Here is an 18342-nt window from a genome sequence, read left to right on the forward strand (position 1 = left end):
CGCGCTCAGCCCGCCGGGGTCGGCGGCAGCGGCAACGGCAGGCCGGGCAGCCCGTCGATGCTGGTGGCGACGTGGTCCTTGCCGGCGAAGTACGCGCTCAGCGACGCGTCGTCCTCCCGGGCGAACCGCCGTTCGTGCAGGTCACGGTCGGCGTCGTAGGTCATGAACGGCACCGCGTAGCCGCAGGTGTCGCGGATCAGCTCGGCGCGCACCACGATGATCGCCCGCAGGCCGTGCGGGCCCGGGTCGATGTCCGGGAAGTGGGTCAGCAGGCCGGGCCAGCGCGGGTCGTCGCGGAACACCGGCTCGCCGCGGCCGTGCACCCGCACGATGTTCGGCGGGCCGGCGAACGCGCACCACATCAGTGTGATCCGGCCGTTCTCCCGCAGGTGGGCGATGGTCTCGGCGTTGCTGCCGGCGAAGTCCAGGTACGCCACGGTGTGCTCGTCGAGCACCGCGAAGCAGCCGCGCAGGCCTTTCGGGGACAGGTTGACGGTGCCGTCACCGGACAGCGGGGCGGTGGCCACGAAGAACATCGGCTGCGCCTCGATGAAGTCCCGCAGCCGGCCGTCGATGCGCTCGTATGTCTTTCCCATGCCCCGATCCTCGCCGCCGGCCCGGGTGTGGCGCTGCCCCGTTCCCAGCCCGTGGCCGCCTCAGCCGGTACGCGTGCCCAGCCGCGCCAGCGCCGTCGCCAGATCGCTCACCTGGTCGGCGAGCTGCCCGGCGCGGCGCTGCGCGGCGTCCCGGTCGGCCTCGATCACCGCCGTGCGCGCGGCCAGCTCGGCCGCCCGGGCCTCCGCGGCGCTCGCGGCCCGCCGCGCCTCGGCCAGCTCCGCGGCCAGCGCGTCCCGCTCGGCGGTACGGGCGGCGGCCTGCTCCACCGCGGCGGCCACGTCCGCGCGGAACCGTTCCATCGAAGCGGCAGCCTCGGCGCGGGCTCGTTCCAGTGCCGCCTCGGCGTCGGCTCGTGCCGCGTCGGCGCGGTCCCGCTCGGCGAGGGCCTGCCGCGCGGCGGCGGCCTCGGCGTCGGCACGTTCGGCGGCGGCCCGGGCCGCGCGCTCCGCCTCGGCGGCCCGCCCCAGGGCGGCCTGCGCGTCGGCGCGGGACTGTTCGGCCCGGTCCAGGGCCTCGGTGGCGGAGCGGGTGGCCCGCTCGGCGTCGGCCCGGGCGGCGTCCCGTTCGGCGGTCAGCTCGGCCGCGCGGCGACGTTCGGCGTCGCGTTCGGTGCGCACCGTGCGCAGTTCGTGCCGGGCGGCGTCGCGGTCGCGTTCGGCCTGCACCCGCAGCGCCTGCGCGGCACCCGCCTCGGCGCGCGCGGCGTCGCGGGCGTCCTCCGCCGCGGCGACCCGCTCGGCGGCGGCGGACGCGGTGGCCTGCGCCCGTTCGGCGCGGTCGGCGGCGGCGTCGCGGTCGGCGTATGCGGCGTGGGCCTGCTGCCGGTCGCGGGCTGCCGCCGCGGTCGCGTCCTCGGCCTCACGGCGGGCCTCGTCGCGTTCGGCGTGCGCCGCCGCGACCTGCGCGGACGTCTCCGCGCGCAGCTCGGCGAGCTGCCGCTCCACACCCGCAGGGGACAGTTCGGCGTGCAGCGCCTCGGTGAGCGTCTCCACGATCTGGTCGAGCCGGTCCACCGCCTCCCAGGTGCGCGCCACCTGCCCGGGCAGGCCGGGGGAGTTGCGGTGGCGCATCCGCGAGTTGCGGGCGGCCCGCTGGCAGGCGCCGTCGTTGTCCCGGCAGTAGCGGAACGGGCGGCCCGCGCCGACGCGCTGCGGCACGTCGCGTCCGCAGTGGGCGCAGGGTCGGGTGTCGGTGGCGGGCTCGGCGTCCATCGGGGGCGAAGTCTAGTGGGCCGCGTCCGCGCGGGCCGCGCCGTCGAGGGTGTAGCGGCGTTGCAGCAGCACCGCGACCACCATCACGGCGGCGGGCAGCAGCCCGAAGCCGTAGCGCAGCGCGTCCAGCGCGGCCGGGGACTGGGTCACGCTCTGCCCGGCGGTGGAGGCCACGAACCCGCCGGCGGCGAGGCACAGCGCGTACGCGTAGGGGCCCAGCGCGGCGCCGGTGGCCTCGGTGGCGGTCCACACCCCGGTGTACGTGCCGGCCCGCTCCGTGCCGCCGGCCGCGCGGATCACGTCGGGCAGCATCGAGAACGGCAGCAGTTGCATGCCGGCGAACGCCACCCCGAGCACCGCCACGGCGGCCACCAGCACCGGCAGCCCGGCGGGGCGGCCGATCGCCAGCACCAGCGACCCGGCGGCGAACGCGGCCTGCCCGGCGAGCAGGGCGCGTTGCTTGCCGATCCGCCGCGCCACCGCCAGCCAGCCCGGCGTGACGAGCAGCGCCGGTGCGACGAACGCGGCCACCAGCACCGTGGTGAGTCCGGGGCGGCCCAGCTCGTACTCGGCGTAGTAGGGCACCCCGGCGAGCACCAGGTGGGTGGTGGTGGACATGGCCAGGTACGCGCCGACCAGCCAGCGGAACTGCCGGTCCCGCAGGCTCGCCGCCAGCGCCCGCCATCCGCCCGGGCCGTGCGGCGGGGCCGTGTCGGCGGCGGTACGGCGCAACCGGCCGATCCCGGCGACGCCGACCAGCATCGCGGCGAGCATCCCGGCCGCCAGCACCACGCCCATCCGCAGGTAACCGTCGCGTGTGGCGTCGTCGCCGCCGGCCAGCAGCGGCGCGAGCAGTCCGGAGACCAGGATGCCGAGCGTCAGCACCACCATCCGGAACGCCATCAGCCGGGTCCGCTCGTGGTAGCCGATCCGCAGGTCCGCCGGGGTCGCCAGGTAGGGCACCTGGTACGCGGCGAACAGCAGGTTGCCGGCGACGAAGAACACCGCCACCCAGCCGGCCGCGGCGGCGCCGGTGAGGCCGCCGGGCACCGCGAACAGCGCGGCGAACGCCAGCGGCAGCACACATCCGGCCAGCAGCAGCCGGCGGCGGTGGCCCCGGCGGGCCTGCTCGACGTCGCAGCGGTGCCCGATCCACGGGTGCAGCAGCACATCGGCGATCTTCGGCAGCAGCAGCGTGAGCCCGGCGAGCCACGGCGCGACGGCCAGCACGTCGGTCAGGAAGTAGAGCAGCAGCAGCCCGGGCACTGTCACCCAGACGCCCATGCCGAGCGAGCCGGTGGCGAACCCGACGAGCGGGCCGCGCGGCAGGGTGACCGCGTCGGAGCGCTGATCCAGCCCGGTCATGGCGGTCTCCTGTCCTCGGGGCGCGCCGCCCCCAATCCAACGGTTGCTGGATTGTAGGGGTAACAATGGCCGGATGACCATGCCCCGCCGCCGACCGGGCCGGCCCCGCCGCGACGACCAGCGGCCGACCCGTGACCTGGTGCTCGCCGCCGCCACCGCGTTGTTCGCCGAGCGGGGCTTCGACGCGGTGAGCGTCCGCGACGTCGCCGCAGCGGCGGGCGTGGACGCGGCCACCGTCGTGCACCACACCGGCACCAAGGCGCAGCTCTACGACGCCTGCTTCGCCCGGGTGTTCAGCGCCGAGCGGGAGGTCGTCGAGGCGGCCGGGGAACGCGCCCGGGCGGCCCTGGCAGCGGGCCCGCAGGACGCTCTGCGCGCGCTGCACGACCTGCTGGACGTGTTCGTCGACTTCCTGGAGGACCGGCCGGAGACGACAGCGCTGTGGCTGCGCCGCTGGCTGGAGCCGCAGCGCCACGGCGAACTGGACCGCCGCTACGCCGCCCCGCTGTACGGGCTGGTCGAGGAACTGCTGGTGGCGGCGTCCGGAGCGGGCGCGCTGAGTGAGCCGACCCCGCACGTGACGGTGCGTTCCCTGGTCTGGGCGGTGCACGGGCACGTGGTGGCGCTCGCCGCCGGGGCCGGCTCGGGTGCGCGGGAGCGGCGGGAGTTCCGGGCGTTCGTGCACCGGTTCCTCGACGCGCTGTACGCCGGCGGCCCGGGAGACACCCGGCCTTGACGCCGGCCCGCGCTCCGGGGATTATCCATCGGTCGTTGGATTAAGGAGGCGGGCATGGCCGCACCCAGGGTCGCTGTCGTCGGCGCCGGAGCCGCCGGCCTGGCCACACTCAAGGCGCTCGCCGACGCCGGTGTCCCGGCCGTCGCGTTCGAGACGGCCGACACGCTCGGCGGGCTCTGGGTGTACGGCGCACCCGGCTCGCCCGCGTACCGCACGCTGCACCTGAACACCAGCAAGGGGCGCACCGAGTTCGCCGACCACCCGATGCCCGCCGACTGGCCGGACTACCCCGACCACACCCGCGTCGCCGGCTACCTCGGCGACTACGCCGACCGGTTCGGGCTGCGCGAGGCGGTACGGCTGCGGCACACCGTCGACCGGGTCACCCGCACCGGCGACGGCTGGCGGGTACGCGCCACCGGCCCGGACGGCCCGGTCGAGGTCGACGTCGAGGCGGTGGTGGTCGCCAACGGGCACAACCGGGTGCCGAAGCGACCCGAGCCGTACCCGGGCGAGTGCACCGCCGAGCAGATGCACAGCCACGACTACCGCGGCCCGGAGCAGCTCGCCGGGCGCCGGGTCCTCGTGGTCGGCGGCGGCAACTCCGCCATGGACATCGCCGTCGACGCCTCGTACGCCGCCGCGCGCACGCTGCTGTCGCTGCGCCGCGGCGTGTGGGTGGTGCCCAAGTACCTGCTCGGCCGCCCGTCGGACACGCTCAACGGCGCGCTGGCCCGCCGGCTGCCCTGGCGGCTGCGCCAGCGGATCAGCCAAACCATGATCACCACAGCGGTCGGACCGCCCACCCGGTACGGGCTACCAGCACCGGCGCACGGTTTCCTCCAGGACCACCCGACGCTGTCCGACGCGCTGCTGTCCCGGCTCACCCACGGCGACATCCAGGCCCGGCCCGGCATCGCCCGCTTCGACGGCGACCGGGTCGAGTTCACCGACGGCCGCCACGACGAGGTCGACCTGGTCGTCTGGTGCACCGGCTACCGGGTCGAGATGCCGTTCCTCGATCCGGCGCTGCTCGGCGACGGCGCCGACCGGCTGCCGCTGTACCGGCACGTGTTCCACCTGGACGCCCCCGGCCTGGCGTTCGTCGGGCTCATGCAGTCCACCGGCGCGGCGTTCCCCCTGGTCGAGGCGCAGGCGCGGCTGGTGGCCGCGCGCCTGGCCGGCACCTGGGCGCCACCGGATGCGGCCCGGCAGGCCGCCGCCTGCCGCGAGGAGCTGCGCGCCGCCACCACCCGGTGGGGGCAGCGCCGCCCGCACATGCGCGTCGACTTCGACGTCTACCTGGCCGAACTGGGCCGCGAACTGGCCGCCGGCCGGCGCCGCGCGGGAGCGGGACGATGAGCGCGGCAGGCAAGGAGCGGACCGGAGTGAACGCGTCGGCCCGTGGCGGCGGGCTGGCCGGACGGCGGGTGCTGGTCACCGGCGCCCGGGGCACGTTCGGGCAGCACCTGGGTGCGGCGCTGACCGCCGCCGGCGCCCACGTGGTCGGGCTGGACCTGCACGCCGACCCCGATGCCACACCGCCGGTGCTCGGCGTCGACCTGACCGACCCGGCCGCGACGCCACCGGCGGTGGCCGCCGCGGTCGACCGGCTCGGCGGGCTGGACCTGCTCATCAACAACGCCGGTGTGGGCGGGCCCGCGCCCGCCGAGCTGCCGCCCGACGAGGTGGTACGCCGCCAGATCGAGGTGAACCTGCTCGCCGCCTGGCGCACCACCGCCGCCGCGATGCCGGCCCTGGAGGCGGCCCGCGGCCGGGTGATCTTCGTGGCCAGCCGGATGGCGGTGCTGCCGCTGCCCCTCGCAGCCGCGTACGGCGTCAGCAAGCGGGCGCTCGTCGCGTACGCCGACGCGCTGCGCCACGAAGTAGGCACCCACGTCGGCGTCAGCGTCGTCTACCCGAGCATGGTCGCCTCCCCGATCCACGACAGCACCGTGGCGGCCGGGCTGTCGCTGAACGGGGTGTCCCGCCCGGAGCCGGTCGAGGGGGTGGTGGCCGCGATCCTGCGCGCCGCCACCGCCCGGCGCGCACCACGGGACGTGGCCACCACCCGGCGCGGCCGGATCGAACTGGCGCTGGCCCGGCACGCACCGGCCCTCGCGGACCGGATGGTGCGCCGTACCGTCGCCACACGGCTGGCCGCCGGTGACCTGGACGGTGCGGCGCTGGCCGAGGGCATGGTCCGGCGGCACCGGCAGGACCGCCGGTAGCCTGCTCGCCATGGCCGTCTCGCCCTACATCGCCCGGCTGCGCCGCCACGTCGGCCACGACCTGCTCATGCTGTACGGCGTCAGCGGCGTGGTCACCGACGACGCGGGACGGGTGCTGCTGGCCCGCCGGGGCGACAACGGCCGCTGGTCGGTCCCGGCGGGCACCGTCGACCCGGGCGAGCAACCAGCAGACGCGCTGGTGCGGGAGGTCCACGAGGAGACGGGCGTCAAGGTGGCGATCGACCGGCTCGCCGGTGTCGCCACCCACCCGGTGCTCTACCCCAACGGCGACGCCTGCGAATACCTGAACATCTGGTTCCGCTGCCGGGCGGTCGGCGGGGCGCCGGCGGCCGACGGCGACGAGTCGCTCGCGGTGGCCTGGTTCGCGCCGGACGCGCTGCCCGATCTGGACGACTGGGCGCGGCTGCGGATCGGCACGGCGCTCACCGACGACGCCCCGCCGTGGTACGCCGCACCGGGCGAGAGCCACCCGGCGCTGCACCAGCCCGACAACCTCTAGCCGAACGCCACCTCGTACCTCCGGTCCGGGGCCAGATCCACCGCACGGCGGCCGCCTGGTGCGTGCACCACCACGCGCTGCGCCACCGGCGACACCAGCCGCGCCCGCACCCGGCCCGGCGCCCAGGTCAGCTCCTCGACCGTGACCCGGCCCCGGCAGGTGATGCCGCGCAGCGCGCCCGAGGGCAGGCCCGGTAGCGGCGCGGGGAGCAGCCGCAGCGTTCCCGGGCGCGACTGCACCAGCGACTCGATCAGCACCGCCGGGAGCGCGTGCGCGGCGTCGGCGTTGTACGTGGTCCGGCCCGGGTTGTGCGCGCTCATCAGCGACCGGAAGAACATGTCCGCGCCGAGGATCTTGCGCAGGTTCACCGCGACCAGCTCACCGTCGCGCAGGCGTGCCGCCGCGAGCGCCCGGTGCAGGCTGCCGTGCGCGGACCGGTTCTCGTCGCCGCGCAGCGTCAGCGCCCGGTGCGCGGCGGCGGCCAGCTCCGGAGTGTCGTCCCTGTCGATCTCGTGCAGCGGCCACACCGGATACAGGTGGCTGACGTGCCTGTGGTCCTCGTCGCCGGTGCTGCCGGGCCACGCCCACTCGGCGAGCCCGCCGCGCCCGTCCACCAGGTAGTCCGGCGGCCGTAGCCCGGCCCACCGGCCGTCGCCTGTGACCTCGGCGGCCAGCCGCAGCGCGTGCCGGGCCGCCGCGACGTCCATCGTGGCGTTCACCGCGACCGGCGCGCTCCGGCCGGTGTCGTCGTACGGGCCGGTCTCCGGCGAGTACGACGGCACCAGCACCGGATGCCCGTCCACAGCGGTCAGCACGTCCGCGAAGAAGTCCGCCACCTCGGCCAGCCAGCCGGCCACCTCGCCCAGCGGCTCACCGGTGACCAGGTGATGTTCGTGCAGCGGATGCAGCAGCCAGTCCGCGCCGGCCAGCCACGCGGTGAACGGCCAGTCCGGGTGGACGTGGAACAGGTGCCCGTGCTCACCGTCGGTGCGGCTGGGCGCCAGCAGCCCGCGTGCCCCGTACACGGCCCGCGCGTTGGCACGCCAGTGGTCCACCTGGGCGGCGACCAGCCGGGCGTGCGCGGCTGTCACCTCCGGCAGCGCGCCCACGTTCACACCGGCCAGTTGCAGGTTGAGGTTCGCGTCGGTGGTGAAGTCACCGGCCCACGCCGCGTCCCACGAGCCCAGCCACAGCCCGGTCAGCCGGGGCGGCAGCACCCCGCTGGCGCTGAACAGCAGGTACCGGCCGGCGTGGAACAACCGTTCCAGCAGCGCCGGGTCCAGCCGGTCCGGCGCGGCGGCCTGCCGGGCCAGCAGCTCACCCACTGGTAGCGCCCGGTCGGCATCCGGCACGCCGAGGTCCAGGCCGACCCGGGTGTACGGACCACGATGGCGAGGTACGTGCCGGGCCAGCAGCGCGTTGTAGTCCCTGGCCAGCGCGGCAAGCCGCCGCTCCGACACCCGGGTACGCCACGGCGGCGCGTCGGGCCGGTCGACGAGCGTGGTGAGCAGCGCCGGTCCGCGTACCCGCACCCGGTCGCCGTCGACGCTCACGTCCCCACGCAGCAACGTCAGTCCTTCGAACCCGTACGCGCCGCCGGCGTCCGGGTAGCGGGCGCGTATCCGCAGGAACACCAGCTCGTCGCGGCGGTACGCGGCGTGCTCGTAGACCACGTCGGCCGGCTTGCCGGACAGCTCACCGGTCGCCCCCACCACGCAGTCGCCCTGGTCGAGGTGCAGCACCGCGACACCGTCGGCGCGGGAGGCGAAGCAGCGCCGCCGCCTGCCCGACCACTCGACGGTCACCTCGCCAGTGGTGAAGTCGGTGTCGCGCCGGTAGTCGCGTACCGGTCCGGGCGGCGCATCGACGGTGAGCGCGTACGCGGGGTGGAACGACTGGGTCCACTCCAGTTCCCGGCCGCCGGTGAGCAGCCGGGCGGCCTCGGCACGGCGTCCGGCGAGCACCAGTGCGCGGATGTGCGGCATCCGGCCGGCCAGCTCCGGCGCGCGGGCGTGCCGGGTGCCGTTCGGTAGGACGAGCCGGTGGTGGTTCACCACGATCCGTTCCGCGTGCGGCCGCCCGTGGACCATGAGTCCCAGCTCGCCGTTGCCGGTGAGGAAGGCGTCCGTCCAGTCGCCTGCCGGCGCGGTGTCGTGGATGCGGTGCGCAGTCACCGGCCGGCGCTGGTGTCCCGCACGGTGAGGTGCGGTTCCAGCAACGTCACCTCCGGCACTCCCTCGCCGCTCAACCGCCGCATGAGCAGCGCCACCGCCTGCCGGCCGACCTCCTCGGCGGGCACCGGTACGCAGGTGAGCCCGGACTGCTCGGCCAGCTCGTCCGGGCAGATCGCGACCACCGACACGTCGCGGGGCACCCGCCGGCCCAGCAGGGGCAGCGTGGCGAGCACCGGCCCGACCGCCGACTCGTTCTGCACTACCAGCCCGGTCACGTCCGGGTGGTCGGCGAGCAGCGCCTCCAGATTGCGGCGTACCGCGGCCGGTCCCTCCTCGCAGGGCCGGGTCACCGCGTCGACGCCGAGCCGCTCGGCCGCGGCGCGTACCCCGGCGCGGGTGCGGTGGGCGAACCCGGTGCCCCGGTCGTAGACCGCGGCGGGCGCGCCGAGCAGCGCGATGCGCCGGTGCCCGGCGGCGGCCAGGTGTTCCACGCACAGCTCACCGGCGCGCCGGAAATCGAGGTCCACGCAGGCCAGCCCGGTGCTGTCGGCGGGGTGCCCGATCAGGACACCCGGCAGCGCGAGGTCCCGCAGCAGCGGCACCCGGGAGTCCTCCAGCTCGACGTCCATCAGCAGCACGCCGTCGACGAGTGCGCTGCCGGCGATGCGGTGCAGCCCGGCCGGTCCCTCGTCGGCGGTGACCAGCAGCACGTCGTGGTCGTAGCTGCGGGCGGTGGTGACCACTGCGGTGGCGAAACGCATCACCACCGGCACCTGCATGCCGGTACGCAGCGGCAGCACCAGCGCGATCACGTTGGCCTTGCGGCTGGCCAGCGCGCGGGCCCCGGCGTGCGGGTGGTAGCCGAGCGCGCGGACGCTGGCGAGCACCCGGCTGCGGGTGGTGGCCGAGATGGTGCGTTTGCCGCTGAGCACGTACGACACGGTGCTGGCGGCCACCCCGGCGTGGCGGGCCACGTCGGCGATGGTGACCTGCTCGCCGGGGGTCCGGCCGGTCACCGGGCCGCCCCGAAGCTGGTGCCCGCGGGCTCGGCCGTGGCGTCGCCGCCGGTGACGGTGAGCGTGCCGGCCAGCCGGATGTCGCGCGCGGACCGGCCGACCAGCACGGAGTGGACGGCGTCCTCCACCACCATCGCGGCGCGGGTCTCGTCCCACCAGGCCAGATCGGCGGTTCGCAGCCGCAGCGTCACCCGGGCGGCGCAGCCGGGGTCGAGCGTGACGCGGGCGAAGTCGCGCAACTGCCGCAGCGGCTGCTTGACCCGGGAGCGCCGCTGCCGGGTGTAGAGCTGCACGACCTCGGTGCCCGGGCGGCGGCCCGTGTTGGTGACCTCGACGCTCACCTCCACCTCCTCGCCGGCATGCGCCGTGGCGGTGCTCAACCGGAGGTCAGCGTAGTCGAACGTGGCGTAGCTGAGCCCGTGCCCGAACGGGTACAGCGGCTCACCCCGGTGGTACAGGTAGGTGGTGTCGGCGCCGATGACGTCGTAGTCGAGCAGGTCGGGCAGCTCGGCGGCGTCGGCGTACCAGGTCTGGGTGAGCCGCCCGCCCGGGTCGGCGGCGCCGAGCAGCACGTCCGCCAGCCCGTTGCCGTGCTCCTGTCCACCGTGGGCGCTCCACAGCACCGCCGGCACGTGTTCCTGCGCCCAGCCTGCCGCGTACGGGTAGCTGCTGGTCAGCGCCAGCACGGTACGCGGGTTCGCGGCGTGCACGGCCCGCAGCAGATCGGCCTGGCCGGTGGGCAGCGCCAGGTCGGCGCGGTCCTCGGTCTCCCGGCCGTTGACCATCGGGTGGTTGCCGAGCACCACCACCGCCACGTCGGCGGCGGCGGCGAGCGCGGCGGCAGCGGCAGCTCCGTCGACGAGCAGCGTCACGGTGAACACGGCCGGGTCGCCGGTGGCGACGCTCAGCCGTCCGTCAGGTGCGACGCCGACGTGCCGGCCGGTGGCGAGGTGGTGCAGCAGCGCGGTGCCGTCGGGCCGGTGGTGCAGGCGGAACGTCTCGCGTACCACCCAGCCGCCGGGCCCGTCGCGGTCGGCGACGAGCGCCCCGGTGTCGTCGGCGCCGACGTACCGGCCGGTGTCCGCGGCGCGCAGCGCCACCACGTCCTGCCCCCAGTCGACCACCTCGAACTCGGCCGGGCTGTCGCCGAGCGCCAGCGGGCCCTCGTCGTCGTGGCGTACCGCCCGGTCGCCGACGTGCAGGGTGATCCGGTCGGTGCCGGGGTGGGTGGTCACCTCGGGCAGCCGCCCGAGCAGCCCCGCGTACGCGCTGATCACGTACGGCGGGGTGCCGCTGTACCAGTCGGTGAGCACGGTGTCGGCGAGCGGGCCGAGCACCGCGACCCGGGTGCCGGGGCGCAGCGGCAGCAGGCCGTCGTTGCGCAGCAGCACCACCGACTGGCGGGCGGCCTCGCGGGCGAGTTCCCGGTGGGCGAGGCTGTCGAGCGTGTCCGGCGGCACGTCGTCGTGCGGGTCCGGGGCCAGGTCGCCAAGCCGCGACCGGACGGACAGGATCCGCCGCACCGCCCGGTCCACGTGGGAGGGCTCGATCAGCCCGCGCGCCAGCGCCTCGGCGAGACGTTCCACCGTGGGTGCGCTGTCCTCGTCGTCCTCGGTGAAACTGTCGATGCCGGCGCGCAGCGCGGCGGCGAAGCCTGCCACGTGGTCGGGCAGGTACTCCTGCACGCCGGCGATGTTGCCGACCGCCCCGGCGTCACCGACCACCATGATCTCGTCGTCGGCGTAGCCGCGCAGCTCACCCTCGATCAGCGGGCTCAGGTGCGCCGGTACGCCGTCGACCAGGTTGTACGACGCCATCCCCGCCACCGCCGCGCCCGCCGTCAGGGGAGCGCGGAAGGCGGGCAGCTCGTACTCGTGCAGCACCCGGGGCGGCAGGTCGCTGGACGTGGTGGCCCGGTCGGTCTCGTTGTTGTAGCCGAGGAAGTGCTTGAGCGTCGGCGCGGTCCGCAGCCGGATCGGGTGGTCGCCGCGCAGCCCCAGCGCGTACGCGGTGGCCAGCTTGCCGGTCAGCCACGGGTCCTCGGACCAGCCCTCCTCGTTGCGCCCCCACCGGGGGTCGCGCAGCGGGTTGACCACCGGCGCCCACACGTTGAGGCCGACGCGGTCCGGGTCGGCCCGGTGCTTGACCCGCACCTCGTCGCCGACGGCGGACCCGACCGCCCGGATCAGGTCCGGGTTCCAGCTCGCGGCGAGGCCGATCGCCTGCGGGAAGACGGTGGCGGTGCCGAGCCACGCGACGCCGTGCAGCGCCTCGGTGCCGGTGCGGAACGCGCGCAGGCCGAGCCGGGGCACCGGTGCCTGCCACTGGTGCAGCAGGCCGAGCTTCTCCGGCAGGGTGAGCCGGGCCAGCAGGTCGTCGAGACGGTGGGGGACGGGGTCGGTCATGGTGGGCGCCTCCGGTCGGCGTTCGGGCCGCCGCTCGTTCGTCGAAGCGCTTCGACGAACGAGCCGGTGATGCGGCGGCGCGTACGCGAAAAAGGGGTGGTGGTGGGGGCGGCGGTGTCGGCCCGGAGCGGTGGTGAAGCGCTTCGACAATCGCCGAAAAACACGCCGCTTCGCAGGTTGCCCGGTCCCGGAACGCGGCGCTACCGAGGTTGACACCTTCCGGCGGGTGCGGTCAAGGGGTCATCCGGCGGGCAGGCGTCCCGCCTCCACTGTGGCCAGCGCGGCGGTGGCCCCGCCCAGCGCGCCGGCCGCGGACCCGAGCGTGCTTGCCTCCAGCCGTACGCCGGGCGGGACGGGTGTGCGGGCGGCGAGTTCGGCGTGGGCGGCCGGCAGCAGCCACGGCGCGAGCGCCGCCAGGTGGCCGCCGACCACCACCACCTCCGGGTCGAGCAGCCCGGACAGCACCGACGCCGCCTGCCCGAGCAGCCGGCCGATCTCGGTGAGCCCGGTCCGTACCGGCTCGTCCCCGGCGCGGGCCAGGGCCTGGATCCGTTCGATCTCCGGCAGGTGGTCGGTGACCGGCCCGGCGTCTGGTAGCAGCCGGCCGATCACCGCGTCCACGCCGAGGAGCGCGGTGAGGCAGCCGCGTCGCCCGCAGTCGCAGGGCGGGCCGTCAGCGGCCAGCGGCAGGTGTCCGATGTCGCCGGCGAAGCCGCGTCCGCCGCGCAGCAGCCGGCCGCCGCTGATCAGGCCCGCGCCGATCGCCGGGCCGCCGGTGAGGTGCACCAGGTCGGTCGTGGCGGCGTACGGGCCGTGCCGCCGCTCGGCCAGCGCGGCGAGGTTGGCCTCGGTGTCGACGGCGACGGGGAAACCCCTGTCGCGCAGCGCGCGGCGCACCGACGCGGCAAGCGGCACGCCGCGCCAGCCCAGCGCCGGGGCGGCCGGGACGTCGCCGTCCGGGTCGACCAGCCCGGGTACGGCAACGGTCAGGCCGAGCACGGTGCGGTCCGCGCCGATACGGGTGACGGCCCGCCGGACCAGCGCGGCGAGCGCCTTGACCGTCTCCTCGGGACCGGCGGTGGCGGCGGGGAACGCGCGCCGCCAGGTGAGCACCGGGTCGCCGCCCAGCCCGGCGGCGACCGCCACCAGTTCGTCCGCGCCGACGCGCAGGCCGAGCCCGGCGTAGCGGGCGCCGTCGAGCACGAGCATGGTGGCCGGGCGGCCCACCCGGTTCTCGGTCAGCCCGGTCTCGCGCAGCAGGCCGTGCTCGATCAACTCGGCGACCAGGCTGGAGACGGTGGCCTTGTTCAGCCCGGTACGCGCGGCGACGTCGGCCCGGGAGCAGGGGGCGTGGCGGCGGACGTGCCGGAGCACGGCGGCCCGGTTGGTCACCCGCACGTCGCCGAGGTCGGCCGTCGGCCGGTCGATGCTGATCACGTACTGCCCGCCTCCTGCGCCCGACCCGAGTTCGGCTACAGCTTAAACTAAATGGGCGAGATTCCGGCCGGCCGGTCTCCGCCGCCGAACCACGGCGCGAACGGCGTCACCGGGACCGGCTCGCCGCCGAGCACCACCCGGCGCGGCGGATCCTCCCCGACCACGCTGACCCGCCGCACGTCCAGCGGCCCGTCCACGCGTACACGCAGCGTGTCCCCGTCGCGTGCGGCGGTGATCGTGGTGTCGCCGTCGGGGTCCCGCACCACGCTCACGCCGTCGACACCGCCCCAGGCCACCAGCGTGACGTCCCGGAACGGGCCGGTACCGACCGTCGCCGCCGGCGCCACAGTGGGGATCAGCGCGCCGTGCCGCACGTACAGCGGCAGCCGGTCGATGGGTACGCGCACCCGCAGGTGCCCGCCGCCGGGGTGCCGCTGACCGGTGTACGCGTCCAGCCAGTCGTCGCCCGCCGGCAGGTAGACGGCGCGTTCGCCGGACCTGTCGAGCACCGGTGCCACCAGCAGGTCGGGGCCGAGGCGGTACTGGAGGTCGGCGGTCCAGGCGGCCGGGTCGTCCGGGGTGTCGACGAGCAGCGCCCGCATCATCGGGCCGCCGGTACGGGCGCTCGCCACCGCCGCCGACCAGAGGTACGGCAGCAGCCGGTAACGCAGCCGCAGCGCGTCCACCGCGTGCCGTTCCGCCTCGGGCGGGAACTCCCACGGCAGCCGGCTGGTGGTGCCGTGCAGCCGTACCAGCGGGGAGAGCGCGCCGAACTGGGTCCAGCGCACGTACAGGTCCGGTTCGGGCGTGCCGTGGAAGCCGCCGGTGTCGTGGCTCCAGAACGGCACCCCGGACAGCCCGTGGGACAGGCCGCCGCGCAGCGTGCTGGCCATGCCGGGCCAGGTGGCGTTGACGTCGCCGCTCCACTGGGCGCTGTGCCGCTGCCCGCCCAGGTACGACGAGCGCGCCCACACCGTACGGTGCCCGGCGACCTCCTCGGTGACGTCGGCGACCGCGTCGTTGAACAGCAGCGCGTACACGTTGTGCAGTTCCACGCCGGTCATGCCGTTGTGCGCGACCGCGTCGGCCGGTACGCCCTCGGCGAAGTCGGTCTTGAACACCGCGACGCCCTGCGCCAGCAGCGGCCGCAGCAGGCCCTGGAACCAGCGCACCGCGGCCGGGTTGGTGAGGTCCACGATGGCGCCCGCCGGGTAGCTGCCGTGCCAGGTGTCGGCGACGTACGTGCCGCCGTCGGGGTGGCGCAGGAAGTACCCGGCGGCCTCGGCCTCGGCGTAGAGCGGGCTGCCGGTCATCAGGTACGGGTTCATCCACAGGCACACCCGGAAGCCCTGCTCGGTGAGGTCCTTGAGCATGCCGTCCGGGTCGGGAAAGGCGTCGGCGTCCCAGCGCAGGTCCGACCAGTGCCCGGCGACCTGCCAGTAGCAGTCCAGGTGCAGCACGTCGCAGGGGACGTCCCGCTCGCGGAGGCGCCGGGCCCGCTCCAGCACCCGCTGCTGGCTGTCCGGGAAGAAGCCGGACGAGATCCACGCGCCGAACGCCCACCTCGGCGGCAGGTACGGCCGCCCGGTCAGCGCGTCGAGCCGGTCGAGCACCCGCTCCGGGGTGGGTCCGGCCAGCACGTAGTAGTCGAGCAGGTCGTCCGGGACGAGGATCTGCACGCTGCTGTGGGTGCTCGCGCACACGTCGAACTGCACCGGCAGTCCGCTGTCGACCAGCAGGCCGTAGCCGCGGTCGGACAGGTAGAACGGCACGTTCTTGTGCGACCGGTCGGACTCGCCGCCGAACGCGTCGAAGTTCCACATCAGCGGTCGCTGGCCGCGCTTGTCCAGCGGCGTGAACTTCTCACCGAAGCCGACGAACCGTTCGTCGCCCGGCGCCACGAAGCTCTCGTGCCACGCGACCGGCTCGCCGTCGAACGTGGAGCGGCCGAGCGGCAGCGTGCGGCGGCGGCCGCTGATGTCCCGCGTGCCGCCGTCGGAGGCGAGCAGCAGCCGCCCGTCGGGGGTGACGAAGCGCAGCTCCCACGGGTCCAGGCGCAGGTCGGCGATCACGCCGCCGGCACCCACCCGGACGTGCCCGTCGGCCACGGTCACCGTTGCCGGGTGCGGTTGCGGGTGGACCAGCGTCAGCGCGGCTGCGGACCGGCTGCGGACCGAGAGGTCGTCGGCGAGGCGTACCCGGATGATCCCGTCTCCGGCGGCCTCGATGCGCGCGACGAGCGTGCGGCCGGACGCGCAGGTCGCGGTCAGCGTGACCCCGTGCGCGTCGGTCGTGGCGACCTCCGCCCGCAGCACGTCGTCGGCGCCCTCCTCGCCGGGGGCGCGGACCGGCAGGTCGGGCGGGTCGGCCACGAACGTCTCGTACGGGACCAGCGGCGGGCGGTACGGCATGGGCGTCTCCTCGCGGCGTCCACGGGCGGTCCCGCCAGTTTCTTTGGAAGCCCAACTAACTGTCAATGATCGACGGCATTGACTTTCCTTCTCACCTGTTCCTATTTTGGCCGGGATGACAACTAAAGCGCCGTGGGACGACGGTTCGCTCTGCTACGGCGGGGACTGGAACCCGGAGCAGTGGCCGCCCGGGGTGTGGCGCGAGGACGTCGCCCTGATGCGCGCCGCCGGGGTAGACCTGGTCACCGTCGGCGTGTTCGCCTGGTCCCGGCTGGAACCCGAACCCGGCCGGTACACGCTCGACTGGCTCGACGACGTGCTGGACCTGCTCCACGCGGCCGGCATCCGCGCCGCCCTGGCCACCCCCACCGCGTCGCCGCCGCCGTGGTTCTCGCTGCGCCACCCGGACGCGCTGCCGGTCACCGCCGACGGCGTACGCCTGACCCACGGCAGCCGGGACACCTACTGCGCCGCCGCGCCCGCGTACCGGGACGCCGCCCGGAGCATCGCCGAGGTGCTCGCCGCCCGGTACGCGCACCACCCGGCGCTGGCGCTGTGGCACGTGCACAACGAGTACGGCACCACCTGCCACTGCCCGCACACCGAGGCGGCGTTCCGCCGCTGGCTCACCACCCGCTACGGCGACCTCGACGCGCTGAACGACGCCTGGGTCACCAGCTTCTGGAGCCAGCACTACTCCGACTGGGCGCAGGTCGGCACGCCCCGCGCCACCCAGTACCTCGCCAACCCCGGCCAGCTGCTCGACTTCCGCCGCTTCTGGTCCGACACGTTGCTGTCCGCGTACACCGAGCAGCGGGACCTGCTGCGCGCGGCCAACCCGGCGGTACCCGTCACCACCAACTACGTGCTCGGCGACTGGGTGCCTGTCGACCACGCCCGCTGGGCGCGCGAGGTCGACCTGGTCGCGATCGACCACTACCCGTCCGCCACCGACCTGGGCGCCGAGGAGCAGACCGCGTTCGCCGCCGACCTGGCCCGCGGCTGGGCCCGTCACGGCGCCGGACGGCCGGTGCCGTGGCTGCTGATGGAGAGCGCCCCCAACCAGATCCACACCGCCGGGCGCATGCACACCAAGGAACCCGGCCGGATGACCCGGCACAGCCTCGCCCACGTCGCGCGCGGCTCCGCCGGCGTGATGTTCTTCCAGTGGCGTGCACCGGCCGGTGGGGCGGAACGCTTCCACTCGGCAGTGGTGTCGCACGCCGGGGCGGATACCCGCGTGTTCCGCGAGGCCGCCGACCTGGGCGCCGCGCTGGGCCGGCTCGCCGGGACCGCGCCGGGCCGCGTCCAGGCTGGGGTGGCCATCGCGTACGACGCGGCGAGCGGCTGGGCGCTGCGGCACCCGGGGATGCCCCGCGACGGGCTCGACCACCCCGGCGAGGCGGCCGCCGTGCACCGGGCCCTGTGGCACGCGGGCGTCACCGCCGACGTGGTGCCGCCCGGCGTCCCGCTCGACGGTTGCCGGCTGCTCGTGCTCCCCGCCCTCTACCTGGCCTCGGACGCCACAGTCGACTGGGTACGCCGGCACGTCCACGACGGCGGGCACCTGCTGGTGACCTGGCTCAGCGGCGTCGCCGACGAGCACGCCCGGGTACGCCTCGGTGGCTACCCGGGCGCGTACCGGGACCTGCTCGGGGTGCGGGTGGAGGAGTTCCATTCCCTCGCCGACGACGAACACGTGCCGCTGAGCGGGGGCGGGACCGGCCGGATCTGGTCCGAGACGGTGCACCCGGCCGGCGCCGAGACCATCAGCGCGTACGCCGGGGGAGTGCTGGACGGGCGGCCCGCGATCACCCGGCACCGGGTCGGTGACGCGTACGCCTGGTATGTCTCCACCCGCCCCGACGACGACACCTACCGGCGGCTGCTCACCGAGGCGGCAGGGCTCGCCGGCGTGGCCCCGGCCTGCCCCGGCGCGCCCTCGGGCGTCGAGGCGGTACGCCGCCAGGACGGCCTGCTCTACCTGCTCAACCACACCGACCGGCCGCAGCGGGTGCCGGCCGCCGGGCTCGACCTGCTGACCGGCGCGACCGTCGACGGCGAGTTGACGGTGGCGCCGGGCGGCGTGGCGGTGGTACGCGAGGAGATCCCGTGACGAGGCACTGGTGGTGGGACGGCGGCGGGTGCTGAGGCGCGTACCCCGGGATGCTCCTATAGAAGTCAAGGGGTGTTGAGGGTGGTGAAGTCAGCGAGGAGG

At 75.5% G+C, this 18342-nt stretch carries 13 protein-coding genes; 5 read left to right on the top strand and 8 right to left on the bottom strand.

Features of this window, described 5'->3' with window-relative positions:
• Positions 1-5 precede the first annotated feature (5 nt).
• Genes OC439_RS29055 through OC439_RS29065 form a run of 3 tightly spaced genes read right to left on the bottom strand, consistent with a single transcriptional unit; the run spans position 6 to position 3194 of the window.
• Positions 6-596, bottom strand: coding sequence for a pyridoxamine 5'-phosphate oxidase family protein (locus OC439_RS29055; RefSeq protein WP_262016203.1), 591 nt, complete (start codon positions 594-596; stop codon positions 6-8).
• A 60-nt stretch (positions 597-656) separates the two neighbouring features.
• Complete coding sequence (locus OC439_RS29060; protein WP_262016204.1) at positions 657-1829, bottom strand: hypothetical protein; 1173 nt, start codon at positions 1827-1829, stop codon at positions 657-659.
• A gap of 12 nt (positions 1830-1841) precedes the next feature.
• Positions 1842-3194 carry an MFS transporter gene (locus tag OC439_RS29065; protein ID WP_262016205.1) on the bottom strand — a complete coding sequence of 451 codons (1353 nt, stop codon included), beginning with the start codon at positions 3192-3194 and terminating at the stop codon, positions 1842-1844.
• Positions 3195-3267: 73 nt separating this feature from the next.
• Between OC439_RS29065 and OC439_RS29070 the strand changes: the two genes are divergently transcribed.
• The 4 genes from OC439_RS29070 to OC439_RS29085 are packed head-to-tail and all read left to right on the top strand — an operon-like array spanning position 3268 to position 6681.
• Positions 3268-3930, top strand: a complete 663-nt coding sequence (locus OC439_RS29070; RefSeq protein WP_410054972.1) for a TetR/AcrR family transcriptional regulator — start codon at positions 3268-3270, stop codon at positions 3928-3930.
• 54 nt (positions 3931-3984) lie between these two features.
• Positions 3985-5292 carry a flavin-containing monooxygenase gene (locus OC439_RS29075; protein ID WP_262016206.1) on the top strand — a complete coding sequence of 436 codons (1308 nt, stop codon included), beginning with the start codon at positions 3985-3987 and terminating at the stop codon, positions 5290-5292.
• Positions 5289-6161 (top strand): SDR family NAD(P)-dependent oxidoreductase, encoded by an 873-nt coding sequence (locus OC439_RS29080; protein ID WP_262016207.1) that lies wholly within the window; start codon positions 5289-5291, stop codon positions 6159-6161. Before OC439_RS29075 ends, OC439_RS29080 begins: the two co-directional genes overlap by 4 nt.
• Positions 6162-6171: 10 nt before the next feature.
• Complete coding sequence (locus OC439_RS29085; protein ID WP_262016208.1) at positions 6172-6681, top strand: NUDIX hydrolase; 510 nt, start codon at positions 6172-6174, stop codon at positions 6679-6681.
• Here the strand turns inward: OC439_RS29085 and OC439_RS29090 are convergent.
• From OC439_RS29090 to OC439_RS29110, 5 genes are all read right to left on the bottom strand, one after another.
• On the bottom strand, positions 6678-8855 hold the full coding sequence (locus tag OC439_RS29090) for a glycoside hydrolase family 95 protein (protein ID WP_262016209.1): 2178 nt from the start codon (positions 8853-8855) through the stop codon (positions 6678-6680). The two genes, OC439_RS29085 and OC439_RS29090, sit on opposite strands and share 4 nt — an antisense overlap.
• Positions 8852-9871, bottom strand: coding sequence for a LacI family DNA-binding transcriptional regulator (locus OC439_RS29095; protein WP_262016210.1), 1020 nt, complete (start codon positions 9869-9871; stop codon positions 8852-8854). Before OC439_RS29095 ends, OC439_RS29090 begins: the two co-directional genes overlap by 4 nt.
• Complete coding sequence (locus OC439_RS29100) at positions 9868-12276, bottom strand: beta-glucosidase family protein (RefSeq protein ID WP_262016211.1); 2409 nt, start codon at positions 12274-12276, stop codon at positions 9868-9870. Before OC439_RS29100 ends, OC439_RS29095 begins: the two co-directional genes overlap by 4 nt.
• 240 nt (positions 12277-12516) lie before the next feature.
• Positions 12517-13713 (bottom strand): ROK family transcriptional regulator, encoded by a 1197-nt coding sequence (locus tag OC439_RS29105; RefSeq protein ID WP_262016212.1) that lies wholly within the window; start codon positions 13711-13713, stop codon positions 12517-12519.
• Between the two features lie 47 nt (positions 13714-13760).
• A complete protein-coding gene (locus tag OC439_RS29110; RefSeq protein ID WP_262016213.1) occupies positions 13761-16124 on the bottom strand; it encodes a TIM-barrel domain-containing protein in 2364 nt (787 codons plus the stop codon).
• Between the two features lie 115 nt (positions 16125-16239).
• On the opposite strand from OC439_RS29110, the gene OC439_RS29115 reads away from it, so the two are divergent.
• Complete coding sequence (locus tag OC439_RS29115; RefSeq protein ID WP_262016214.1) at positions 16240-18240, top strand: beta-galactosidase; 2001 nt, start codon at positions 16240-16242, stop codon at positions 18238-18240.
• Positions 18241-18342: the final 102 nt, after the last annotated feature.

The sequence above is a fragment of the Micromonospora sp. Mcm103 genome (genome assembly GCF_024519755.1).
Lineage (GTDB): Bacteria > Actinomycetota > Actinomycetes > Mycobacteriales > Micromonosporaceae > Micromonospora > Micromonospora aurantiaca.